This is a genomic window from Bartonella ancashensis (genome assembly GCF_001281405.1).
In the GTDB taxonomy this organism is placed as follows: Bacteria; Pseudomonadota; Alphaproteobacteria; order Rhizobiales; family Rhizobiaceae; genus Bartonella; species Bartonella ancashensis.
This window is the reverse complement of the sequence record NZ_CP010401.1, coordinates 889,945-903,241: the sequence shown is the minus strand read 5'-3', so window position 1 is coordinate 903,241 and position 13,297 is coordinate 889,945. Positions and strand designations below refer to the sequence as shown.

The window sequence follows — 13,297 nt, the reverse complement described above, 5'->3', positions numbered from 1 at the left end:
TAATGGGGGGGAGGGACTCTGCTAGATGTGATTTTGAATTTTAGAGAAAATCCTGTACCATAGTCCGTGTTCTCATCCCATAAAAAATATCTGGAGTGTGATTGTCCAATCAACCTATGAAAACATGTCTGAGAGAATGCAATGAAATTGAAAGTGTCTTTATTATTCCCCGTCTTATTGCTGAGTATTGATACTTCTTATGCAGCTCCTATACCACAAAAACTTCCTGATACACCGCATGACAAAGCCATTCGTATCAAAGTGCATACAGGAAGTGAATATTGCTATGCACCTGTATTTACAAAAGGAGAAGGCTACGTCTACATCGATGCTTGTAGTTCTCCAAATGCTATCCCAGGACGTTACGATCTTTTCCAAAGAGTCTCTTGGAAAATAAAAGACACCTGGTTATGTATGACTGCTCCTAATTCAGTCACAGGAATTGATGGAAAATCAACAACTAGTTGGGATTATCTCTTATTAAGGCCTTGTGTTATCAACGATGCTAATCAACGTTGGATCATTAAAGATAATTCTTTTTACACAGCAGATAAAAGATTTCGCGTTAAAGATATCAAGTGGTATGCTTATATTTCAAAAGACAAAGATAACTACTACAATCATACATTAGCTTCTCAGATGCAATCTTGGACTACAAGGGTTGCCCCTCCTGGAAATATCAGTTCCAAGACATTTATGGGATGGCCGTTTGTTAATATTTCGCCTCCTTCTTTCCAATTCTATTACATTCAAAATAATTCATCTTCACTATCTGAAGTCCCATTACCCTTGTATTATAACCCAGAAAACGGTCACATCGCACAATATGATCCTGTGTACGGAACATTTTCTTGCATACGCTCCAAACAATCCTCCTCAGATAACTGGAATTGGGTAGAATGGAAATATTGTACAGATCAAATATCTTCAAAAAAGGATTCTTTTTATTGGGATCTTTCTCTGTTGGATAATAGTGAAGGTTTTGTTCTAGACTATCAAGGAAATCCATTAAGAGTTACCCAATTTGGTGCTAACTGGGGTGTTCCTTACACAGTCAAATCTAGCTATATCGAGCAAGATACCCAAAATTCCCCTAAATCTAGTTTTACCTTTTCTCCTGACATTGACCGATGGAATCGTTATGTTAATGGTAATTTAGGAGATACACTTTCATACTGCCCCGCTCCTGGGAAAAAGGCAAATGTCTCCTATAACTCTACTAATCACGTACGAGTAAATCGTTCTTTGCCCCCTGAATTTAACCTCACAGATGATTGGATAACGCGATTGTGGCAAATTGCTACGACTAGTCTTCCAGAAAAAGTAACAACCATTGCTTACTGCGGTCCCTGCATACTGCACACCATCCAAATGCTTGCCGAATTACAAGGATATTATCAAAGCGGCCCCTTACAAAGAGGGGGATATTTCTTTGATACAAATCAAGGCACAGACCCTTTTGTTTCGCTTCGTCAAAGATTTCCTGAAATTGCAACAAGACTGCAAGCAACAGAGGTTTATAATACGATGCCAGCACGTCCCGGAGAAGATCTTTCTGTGCGAACAAGTAGGGTTTCTCGTGTTATAGCATCAATGTTATTACCACAATATCTGTGGTTACCCTCAAATGTTGCGAGGACAGAACATGAAATGAGACTAGTGTTTCAAGATTTTTTTAATGCTCCGGTTGGAACAATTGGTTTCTTTACAATCATTTACAAAACATCTCGAAGTTCAATTGGTTACGTTGCGCATGTCCAACCCATCATAAGAACAAATCAAGGAGTAGTATCAGTTCCTACAAATGCAGCAAACCTCACTCGAGAAGAGTTTATTCAACACCTTACTCCAACAACAACCCCAGACATATTCTTCCGTCTTCTTTCAAGGAGAGAAGATTATACTCTCTACTCATTTTCAACTTTTCAAATGCGGCAATTAAACATACCTCCTTTAAATCTTTTTGTTTCTCAAAATAACTGTACTGGAGAAGGAGAAGATAGAAGAGGTAGTGGACGACTTCCAGCTGCAGCTTTCATCAATCAGTGTTCTAGTGGCAGATGTTTTTCACAATGACGCATAAGCAACAATTATCCAGGAAAAAAAGAGAATAGGAAAAAGTAGTTGATAAAATCTCTCAAAAAAATCCATACTGAAACACTGCTTATTTAGGAAGCCTGTTGTTTAGATTTACGAGACCGTAATGACCTAGAACGCTTTATCCCTTCTCTCATTTTTTCATATCTGGATGATAATTTTCCTTTGTGTAACCGTATGATTTTACCATTAGACGCAGGAGATCGCTTCTTATCTTCACTTTTTAAGGAAGATTTTTTTTGATGATTTTCCTTCTTATTACCTTCTCTTACAAAAGAATTTTCTGAAAATTGTGCAGAATCAAAGGAAATATTTTCACGAGTTAATTTCATACGGATTACGCGCTCTATAGCATGCAAACGTGACTTTTCTGTATTTTCGTCAAAAAGCGTAATCGCATCACCAGATGCACCATTGCGTCCTGTGCGACCAATACGATGTACATAACTTTCCGCCTCATCCGGAAGATCATAATTGATAACATGACTGATACCCGGTACATCAATACCGCGGGCTGCAATATCAGTTGCAACAAGAATCCTAACATCTTTTTTGCGAAAAGCTTTGAGTGCGTTCTGCCGGGCATTTTGCGACTTGTTACCGTGAATTGTTGCAACACTATGTCCCATTTTTTTCAGACAACGTGTAACACTATCTGCGCCATGTTTAGTCCGAGTAAACACAATGATCGAAATTAACTCAGGATTTTCTAAAAGCTTATTTAAGAAACTCTTTTTTTCACTTGTAAGAACACAATATAATTTTTGGGTAATTTGTACAGCTACAGTACCCTGAGGAACAACTTGTATTTTTATAGGATTATTAAGCAAACTATCAGCCAACATTGTAATTTCTTTTGGCATTGTTGCAGAAAATAGTGCCGTTTGGTGCTGCTCGTGTAAACATTTTGCAATACATCGAACATCATTGATAAAACCCATATCCAGCATACGATCTGCTTCATCTAAAACAAAAAAACGAGATTGAGATAAATCAACATGCCGTGCACGAACTAGATCCATCAAACGCCCCGGTGTTGCGATCAGAATATCAACACCAGATTCCATACGTTTAGCTTGTTTTAGACGCGACATTCCTCCCAAAATCAAACATGTTGAAAGGTGCAATCCCTTAATAAAAGAGCGAATCGCTGCTTCAATTTGAACAGCAAGCTCGCGTGTAGGAACTAAGATTAAAGCACGTGCCCCCTTAAAACACCGCTTATCCCCTATAGTCAAAATTTGACTCAAAATCGGCAACGAAAATGCCAATGTCTTTCCAGAGCCTGTCTGCGCAATACCTAAAACATCACGTCCCTTTAACATAACCGGAATTGCTTGTTCTTGGATAGGCTTAGGTTCACTAATATTAGAAATAAGCAAATTTTTAACTAAACAATCTTGTAAGCCTAACTCTGTAAAAACATTTTCTTTCTCAATATTCAAAATAAATTCTCTCTTCGATTCAATCGTAGTAAACAAACAACGAGCTACATGACATCATTAAGAGCTCTACGCAATAGAGCTCTTCTATTTAATTTTTAAAATAACTGAGAAAACACAAACACTTCACGTTTCTCAGATTACCTGAGCAACAAGGAAGAAACATACAAAGCCTACCAATTCCACCTGTTTCAGCGCTATTGACATAAGCAAAAAGAGAATCTCGCAAACTATAGTTACAATTTTTAATTACTCACCCTTTTTTTAATTACCGTTTCTTTCGTCAAATTTACTTCACCTAAATCATTATAAATCTCAAGAAAAACGGGATTTTGTACAGTTTTTTTCCCCCCATAAATCAAATACCATTGACTGTTATCAACAATTGCCAATGTTTTATACTGAACAATACTATCCTTCGTTTCGAATTGTGTTGGAATAAACGCGTAAAAAGTACCAGCACGCGTTTGAAAATATTCAACATTGGCTTCATCTAAATGATAAGTACCAGCTAAAATAGTTTTAAACTGAGCACGCAATTTTTTTAAAAAATCGCTGCGCAAAGAAGCCTCTGTTACGCCCAATCGATGCGCCATTTCTTTATAAAGCCTAGCGGGCATATGAGAAGCAATTACCGCAAAATTTTCACCTCTTACAGCCTCATTAATATCAACGATTAAATTCGAAAGTTTTGTTCTTTCCAATGCCGTCACATCCGCTGCAAGACCTAATTTACCCGTATTTATTAAGAAAAAAATCAACACAAAATAATAAACAAATCTCATTTTTACACTTCTCATTTTCGCAAGAGCTTCAATGGCATGTATGATAACAAGTACATTCATTCAAAACAATATCTATCTTCCTTTAAAGATAGATAATTTTTAACTGAAAACGAGCACTATAAACTTACAATGTAATAAGAATTTTCGTTTTTATTTTGCTATTATTCTTGATTCAATGGAAGATATAGCTTATGAAAGGCGACCATCGCGGACGTGATGAAATCGGTAAACATAGCAGACTTAAAATCTGCCGGCCAAAGGCCTTGCGGGTTCAAGTCCCGCCGTCCGCACCAAGTAATGTAAATGTCTTGTTTTTCAATTAGTTAAAATAAAAAAATAAACCATATTCCCAATAACTTTTACCTTATTACAACACTATCAAACAATGCTGTGGTGATGTTAGAGTGTGAGTCGTTGTTACTTCTTTGTACTTCGATCTTCTCTTCATCTTTTGGGTTAAGGAGAGTCAATCTCGATCTCCTTGTCCTTAAAGAAAAGACAACTTGCATCTCTCAACATTAAACATCTTTCCTAAGATTTTTAAAACACATTTAACATCTTTTATAACTGATCTTTGATAATAAAACTCTTTTTCAATCTCATCTAACAAAAAAACAAGAGGTAATACCCTGTATTTTTAGAGTAATTTGTTAAAATATGTCGGCGAAGATTCAAAATCGTCAGATTTATTTTCTTAAAAGAAGCGTAAAATATTTCATACAAAACTAACTTCCTATAAAAACAGTCTTTCCTAAAACATACTCTTCAAAGAGATGTATTCACCATGCATGCCCTTTCATTAATCGTGCAGGGATGTGTCTCAGCAGTAATAATTCAACATTTACCTCAATTCACTTTGTTAAATAATCTATAAACTGTACCCGTTTTATGCATCACACAATATAAAAATATTTTACTATAAGAAACAAATATATCTTATTGATAATAAATATATTTTACTGCTATTATACAGTAAATTTTCTTGCCATAAAAGCTGTAACCAAACCACCTTCCCTATATTCAATAAAGTATCTAAACAGGGAAAAATCACTTATTCAAACAATATTCAACAGGGTTATTACAAGAACCTTGATTTAAAAACCCCAAAAACTAATAAAAATTTGAATATTCCAAAATTTATTTTGATATGAATCATAAACAATAATTTTGTATAATATCAAATAGATAAGCAGAAATTTTGAATCAAAAAATAAATACATACCTCTAATTTTAACAGATTGACTACCTCTCTCGCTTTACTTATGCTTCAAAAAAATTGCTCAATAACAAGATTCAGCTAATATTTTTAAAATAGTAAATAATAAGACAATTTGATAAGTTGTAATATTAATTTCAATTAAGCACATTAAATTAGGCTATCGATACTTGATACTTTTAAAATGAAGTAATTTTCATCTCAGTCGCATATGCACCAATGAATCTAATAATTAGTAGAAAAATATGTATAATTACCTGGTATAATAGAGGTCGTACTAATTATTTTTTTGTAAAAGAATAGCATTCCTGAAACAGGAACATGGATAAAAAACATAATAGAATAATTTGAAGTTTTTTTTGCAAAAACAGTATCATATACATTGAAATTTTCTACGTATTATTATCATTTTATCTAATCAGGAAATAAGTAATAAAGCAGAAAATGTATATATTTTTTAATAAACGGCTAAAAATATTTTAAAAAAGAAAATACAGATACACTAATTACTTTTTATGAGGAAGAATATTTCTTAAAAATTTTTCTTTTTATTATTAAGAAAATATCTCAACCTCTTCTCATTGGTGAAAATCAAAATTTATTCCGAAAAACGTATTAATATTACGAATAGTTTTCTCTAGTATATTTTATTGGGACCTTGCATTTATAATCGTTATTTTGCTAGAATATTTCTATTCTCTTTTTGAAGATTCTGATAGCTGCGTGCTGTTGGTATGTAGTTTTGTCGGCTAGTTTCGCGGTTATTGCCTGTTTATCCATTGCAATGAATGATATTGCATATGTTCATATGGAAATTTCTGGTAAAATAATTGCTATAAAGAGTGGAAGGAAAGTGTATATTATCTACTTATCATAACTTACTTAAATATATTTTCAAAAACGTAGTGATATTTTTCGGTTTTATTGTTTTTTCAAGCGTATCTTTTCATATTCTCTTTCTTCGAAGATTGTATGTTTAAAGTTGATTTACCTCTTCTGTTTAATTCACAAAATCATTATGTTATTGCGTCTTTTTTATATCTAACTTCAAAACTTTAAATATTTATTGGAAATATTATGCGTACACCTAGTTGGTTAACTACACTTTATTGTTTTATCCTCTTAAGCGGCATTTACATTGCACTACCCAACTTGTTTTCACAGGAGAAAGTTGAAAATTCAAAATTCTTGCTAGATACTCGTGTAACACTCGGACTTGACCTCCAAGGAGGATCTTCTCTTCTCCTTGAAGTGGATACTAAAACACTGCAGCGTGACCAATTGCGCACAGTTTTAGGAAATGTACGCACTAAATTACGTGAAAAGAAAATTCAAACCAAAAGCATCCGTATAATCGGAAACAATGTGGTTGCAATAATTTCTAATCCTGCGCAAAGTAGAGAAGCCATTGCTGCTTTGGAAACATTAGCAACACCCGTTTATAGTAGTTTTGGCGTTGCAGACAACGATATCTCCGTCCGTGCTCAAAATGAAACTGTTTATGTAACATTAACCGAAGCTGGTACAAAAGATCGTATCAGTGGTGCTCTCGAACAAAGCTTAGAAATTATTCGTCGCCGTATTGATCAAATTGGTGTTGCTGAACCAGCTATCCAGAAAGTAGGAACCGACCGTATGATGGTCCAATTACCTGGACTACAAGACCCAAAGCAATTACGTGATCTCTTGGGAACTACTGCAAAGATGACCTTTCATCTTGTTCCCTCCAATGTGGATATCAATAACCCACCTGCAGATGTATCAGTTCTTCCAGGATATACTGATGAAAATCAACGTTATGCTATTTACGATCAAATTGCTCTAGATGGAGATGTCCTTAATGATGCGCGCGCTGCTTTTGATCCACAAATACCAGGACGTTCTATAATCTCATTTACGATGAATTCTATTGGCTCTAAGTTATTTGCTGAAATAACACGCCAAAACATTAATCGTCCCTTTGCAATTGTACTTGATGGTAAGGTGCTAACCGCTCCCATTATTACTGGCGTTATCCCCAATGGACAAGGGCAAATTACAGGAAATTTTGATTCCAAAGAGGCATCTACCCTTGCAGCTCTCCTTCGTGCTGGCTCTTTACCTGCACCACTAACCGTCATTGAAGAAAGAACTGTGGGGCCAAATCTTGGTGCTGATGCTATTCGGATGGGTCTTTATACAGGAACAATAGGGTTCATTCTTGTTGCAATCTTTATCATTTTTTTATACGGAATCTGGGGTATCATTGCAAATGTAGCGTTAATACTACATACAATCCTAACACTTGCAGCATTAAGCCTCATTGGTGCTACACTCACACTTCCAGGAATTGCTGGTATTATTTTAGGAATCGGTATTGCTGTTGATGCTAACATTTTGATTAACGAGCGTATTCGCGAAGAAAGTCGCAAAGGTATTAGCGCTTTTGCTGCTTTAGACCGTGGATTTAAACAGGCTTTTGCGACAATTTTAGATGCTAATGTAACAGCTATTATTGCAACCACTTTGCTTTTCCTATTTGGAAGTGGACCCGTCCGTGGTTTTGCTATCACAATGTTGCTCGGCATTATAATCTCTATGTTCACTGACATCACTCTTGTACGTGTTTTTATGATTGGAGTGATACGTAAATGGAAAATCAAAACACTCAATATTCAACCTCTTTTTAATTTGATCCCTCATAATACGACCTTCCGTTTTATGAACGCTCGCTTCATCGGCATTGGTATTTCAATCGTCTTATCACTTACCTCGATTTTCCTATTTTTCAAACCTGGCTTAAATTTAGGAATCGATTTTGTTGGTGGAAGCCAAATGAGTGTCACAACACAAAAATCTGCAGATCTTGCAACATTGCGATCACGGCTTTCTACTCTTAATATTGGTGAAGTAACACTGCAGAGTATTAACAATGAAAATACAATTTTAGTCCGTATTCAAAAACAAAATGGTGATGAAAAACAACAAACAATCGCTATAGATGCAGTAAAAGCGGCTATTAGTGATCTCTACCCGGATGTTCTCTTCGATCAGACAGAAGTTGTAGGTCCAAAAGTCTCAAGTGAACTTGCCACAGCAGGTGCAACTGCTGTTATTTTAGCAGCAATTGCTATGTCACTCTACATTTGGTGGCGCTTTGAATGGTTTTTCGCGGTTGGAGCAATTATCACACTCATCCTTGATACAACAAAAATGATTGGCTTTTTTGCTCTATTTCAGTTCGATTTTAACCTAACGGCCATTGCTGCCCTTTTGACAATCATTGGTTATTCTATAAATGATAAAGTTGTTGTCTATGATAGAATGCGTGAAAACATGCGTCTTTATAAGAAAATGCCACTACGTGAACTCATTGACCTCTCTATAAATCAGGTTCTTGTGCGTTGTACTTTCACGTCAATTACAACGGTTTTTGCCATGCTCCCCATGGCTCTATGGGGTGGAAGTGCTATTCATAATTTTGCATTACCTATGGTTGCTGGAATTATAATTGCAACATCGTCATCTCTCTTTATCGCAGCTCCCATTTTACTATTCTTGGGAAAACGATGGAGTAATAAAAATAAATAAAGGGATACTTCAAAAAATGTTACAATATTATATGAACTCTAATTTTCACAAATTTGCATGCTATTTTTATTTTAATCTAAGAAACCTAATCTTGTTGCGTGCTGCATAAAAAGTTAGCTTTCCTTCGCTGCACGTAGAAAGATACGTTCCATTACCTTCAATCGGCTCTAGATCATTTTCTCGTTATGAAATAATCTCATTCAAAGAAAACTACTTCGCAACTAGATTCCTTCTTTTCTTAACAGACTAACACTACTTTATCTCAAGACATACAGAAAAGTAATTCCCAAACATGCACTAGCGATATAATTTTTTGTCTTTCTGAATCCACTTATTAAAATCTTGGAAACTTTTTAAAATTGAAAGAAAAAAATAAACAGCTCCTGTTATAATAGCCGCAATTTAAAATTTCTATTCGTTATCCTAAAAATTACTCTTGTAATCCTCACTAATCATAGTAGAATCTATAGAAAACTTTGTTATCTCCGGTGAAAGAAGACAAGCTCGCAGCGGCAGTGGTGATAACTCAGAAAAGTAAGTAAGAATTAGCTTGCTGCATAATATATAATATCATGAAATTAGGAATCCTTAATGCATTCGGTGTCAATAATGTGTCTGAAAATGTTGCTGCAGTATAAATACAAAACGCGAGAATACAGAGTTAATGGTTAACAAACACAGTCTGAATAATTCTTGTGTTATCTATAAAAATTACTGCCTAGAGCGAAAATAGCTCATAAATATAAACAGATGTATTGTGACAACTGCTAATGAAAAAATTGCTAATAGTAATAATGTTACGTATATATGTGTAACAATTTGCAAGCAGTATGCATCTCTATCGAACTAATGTTATAGTGCAAATAGAAAGTGGGTAAAGAAGCGTGAAATTGAAGACATTTATATGGCCATCTATCGGTATTTTAGCAATGCTAGTATCGATGCGTATCCTTTATGTAAAACTCTCAGCCCTTTCTTTTAGTGATGTAGTAAGTCGTTTGGGTGACCTGAGTTTCTACCACTGGTTTTTAGCCTGCTTTTGCTCCCTCGTTGCCTATGCTGCTCTTGCTGGATACGATCGTATTGCTTTACAGCATCTTGGTCATAAAATTTCTTGGCTATTTATTACTATATGTTCGTTCACAACTTATGCATTTTCGCATAATATAGGAGCTTCCATTTTTTCTGGTGCTGTTGTGCGTTACAGAGCTTACACAATGAAAGGGTTAAGTGGAGCAGAAATTGCAATATTAGTGGGGTTTTGCTCTCTTACTTTTGCAATCGGAACGACTTTGCTTTTGGGAATAGTATTAATCCTACAACCAAACATCATCACACTTATCCATGAAAGTATCCCTGAATGGCTTGCCACAATTATTGCTACTGTTCTACTTACATTTATAGCACTTTATGTTTTTTGTAGTTGGCTTCAATTGAAACCTCTGCGCATAGGTAAAAATTTTCAATTTTCCTATCCAAAGCTTGAAATTGTGATCCAGCAACTCCTTATTAGTCCACTGGAACTTTTAGGTGCAGCAGGAATTATATACGCTGTTCTACCACATAATGCAGATGTCTGTTTTATTTCTATACTAGGTGTTTTTCTTGCGTCTTTTACTGTAACCCTACTTTCTAATGCTCCAGCTGGAGGAGTGGGTGTTCTTGAAGCTTTATTCATAGCAGGAATGCCTAACTTAGATCCCACTGATGTTATTGCTGCCCTTATCGTATTTAGAATATTCTATTTAATTATACCTTTTATTCTTTCGTTATTTTTTATCGCTATTTTTGAAATCCAACAATATCGAGAAAAGATACAAAGTGTTTCCTTACCTGAAAAAAATAAATGAGACTTATCTCCATTTATCTACCTATGCTATATATACAGAGTAGATGGCACTTTAACTTAAATTCTTGATTAATTTAACACTGTGCGGGTTGTACGTACTTATAACTAATACCAAGAACAAAATTACTCGTCTTTTACAATGCACCTATATCTCCCATCGCACATCAATATTGATGTACAGAAAACCGCATCTACATTCTATAGTTGCAAAATCAGTACACACAGACGCAATGCAATTACCATAAACGACAAAAAACTTATCTTCTTTGACTTTTTTTAATAGCTTTTTACTCTTCAATTGAAGCAAGTGGTAGAATGAGAACTTTAGAAATATTCCTACGATCCATTTGCACAACTTTAAAACACAAGCCTTCAGATTCAAAACTTTCTCCTTCATTTGGCAAATAACCAAAATGCCAAAGCATAAATCCCGCAAGGGTAGTATAACGGTCTGATTCATCAACAAGATTGCGGTCAAGATAACCACTTAAACGGCGGATATCTGCATATCCTTCAACGAGAAGACTTCCATCTTCAAATTTTTCTGCTACAACCAGCTCTTCATCATCATCAGGAAAATCACCAGCGATAGCTTCTAAAATATCTGTTGGTGTCGCAATTCCTTCAAAAGAACCATGTTCATCAACAATAATAGCAAGCTGGATTGAAGAATAGCGCAATTGCTCCATTAGTCGTAAAACACTTGTATTTTCGTGCACAACAAGCGGTTCGCGCATAGCCTTCTTCCAGTTAATTTCTTTACCTTCAATCAAATTAGAAAGGAGATCTTTCGTTAGGGCAACACCGACAAATTCATCTACTTTTTTATGTGCAAGGACCAAGCGACTATGCCGAACATTTTGTAGTTCTTCACGCATTTCACTTTCATCACTACTCAAATCCAACCATTCAATTTCATTACGTGGTGACATAATAGAGCGAACGGGACGATCGGCTAAATCGAGGACACCGCGTATCATTTCTTTTTCTTCTGGTTTAAAAATTTCTGAAGATGCCGCTTGTTCGGCAATAACATCAACAGTCTCACCAAGGTTACCATCTTTTGTTCCACCTCCTAAAAGCCTTAACACAGTATTTGCCGTGCGCTCACGCAAATCATCCGTTGTAATCATCTTTTCGCGATTACGACGTCCAATCTGATTGAAAGATTCAACAAGAACTGAAAAACCTATAGCGGCATACACGTAACCCTTTGGGATATGAAATCCAAATCCTTCAACAATAAGGGTGAAACCTATCATCATTAAAAATCCAAGACAAAGAATAACAATCGTAGGATGACGACTAATAAAATGAGTAATAGCACCAGATCCCCAAATCATTACTCCCATAGCAACAATAACTGCTGTGTACATGACAGTTGCTTGATCTTTGTGAATTATACCTGTTGCCGTAATGATGCTATCCAAAGAAAACACCGCATCTAGTACAATGATTTGAACAATTACCTGCCAAAAAAAAGCGCGCGCAACATCTCTTTCTTTTTCACGTGGCACACCCTCTAACCTCTCATGTAATTCCATCGTTCCTTTTGCTAATAAAAACGCTCCACCACTAATCAAAATAAGATGATGCCAACCAAAAGCGAAAGACTTGATAGAAAAAATTACCTCATCAAGACTTATTATCCAGCCAATCATTGAAAGCAAAAAGAGTCGCATTGCCAATGCTACTGTTAAACCAATTAAGCGTGCACGATCACGTAAATGTAATGGCAATTTTTCTGCTAAAACTGCAATAAAAACGAGATTATCGACTCCCAAAACAATTTCGAGAAAAATCAAAGTAACTAGACCAAGCCACGCATGTGGATCAAAGATCCATTCCATTGCTCATCCTTTAAAAATAGTTTTAAAAATTCAAATATACATTGTTCACAGAAAACGTTTATAATGCCTCCACGGGCGCACATTAGCGATGTTCTAACACGAACAGAACACCTTATAAAGCAAACAGTTGCGAAATGCTGCTTAAACTCGTATATGAACCAATGAATTCTAGCCTCACATAATAAAACAATAAGCTGTATAGCTCAATACTCCAAGAAGATTTCTCTAAATTTTCCTCGAGCATTATGTTAGACATTTCTCCAAAATACGTCTTACATAATGACTAAAGTTCTTATCTACAAACTTCGCTATAATTAATTTATTTTTACATAATATCAAGATGTTATGATATTTAAAAGCCTGTACACCATCTCCACTAAAACTAAATAACAACCTTGAATTGTTACGCCATAGAAAAACTGTAGAATCATCTAGACATCTATCTTATGGGACGCTATAGAACGGTTTATAGTTCGTTTTTAAATGAT

The 13,297-nt window shown here is 35.3% G+C and carries 6 protein-coding genes and 1 tRNA gene; 4 read left to right on the top strand and 3 right to left on the bottom strand.

Annotated elements, in window-relative coordinates; all coding sequences use genetic code 11:
• Window positions 1–141 precede the first annotated feature (141 nt).
• Complete coding sequence (locus PU02_RS03975) at window positions 142–2,076, top strand: DUF1561 family protein (protein WP_053944170.1); 1,935 nt, start codon at window positions 142–144, stop codon at window positions 2,074–2,076.
• A 92-nt stretch (window positions 2,077–2,168) separates the two neighbouring features.
• Here the strand turns inward: PU02_RS03975 and PU02_RS03970 are convergent, their stop codons facing one another.
• Both PU02_RS03970 and PU02_RS03965 read right to left on the bottom strand, forming a co-directional pair.
• Window positions 2,169–3,542 (bottom strand): DEAD/DEAH box helicase, encoded by a 1,374-nt coding sequence (locus PU02_RS03970; RefSeq protein ID WP_053944169.1) that lies wholly within the window; start codon window positions 3,540–3,542, stop codon window positions 2,169–2,171.
• A gap of 242 nt (window positions 3,543–3,784) precedes the next feature.
• A complete protein-coding gene (locus tag PU02_RS03965; RefSeq protein WP_335337469.1) occupies window positions 3,785–4,384 on the bottom strand; it encodes a hypothetical protein in 600 nt (199 codons plus the stop codon).
• Between the two features lie 147 nt (window positions 4,385–4,531).
• On the opposite strand from PU02_RS03965, the gene PU02_RS03960 reads away from it, so the two are divergent.
• The 3 genes from PU02_RS03960 (at window position 4,532) to PU02_RS03950 (ending at window position 10,960) form a co-directional block, all read left to right on the top strand.
• A tRNA-Leu gene (locus PU02_RS03960) sits at window positions 4,532–4,617 on the top strand.
• A 2,000-nt stretch (window positions 4,618–6,617) separates the two neighbouring features.
• Window positions 6,618–9,110 (top strand): protein translocase subunit SecD, encoded by a 2,493-nt coding sequence (gene secD / locus PU02_RS03955; RefSeq protein ID WP_053944168.1) that lies wholly within the window; start codon window positions 6,618–6,620, stop codon window positions 9,108–9,110.
• A gap of 884 nt (window positions 9,111–9,994) precedes the next feature.
• Entirely contained in the window at window positions 9,995–10,960 is a 966-nt protein-coding gene (locus PU02_RS03950) for a lysylphosphatidylglycerol synthase transmembrane domain-containing protein (RefSeq protein ID WP_053944167.1), read from the top strand.
• Between the two features lie 286 nt (window positions 10,961–11,246).
• Here the strand turns inward: PU02_RS03950 and PU02_RS03945 are convergent, their stop codons facing one another.
• Window positions 11,247–12,809 (bottom strand): TerC family protein, encoded by a 1,563-nt coding sequence (locus tag PU02_RS03945; protein WP_053944166.1) that lies wholly within the window; start codon window positions 12,807–12,809, stop codon window positions 11,247–11,249.
• Window positions 12,810–13,297 lie beyond the last annotated feature (488 nt).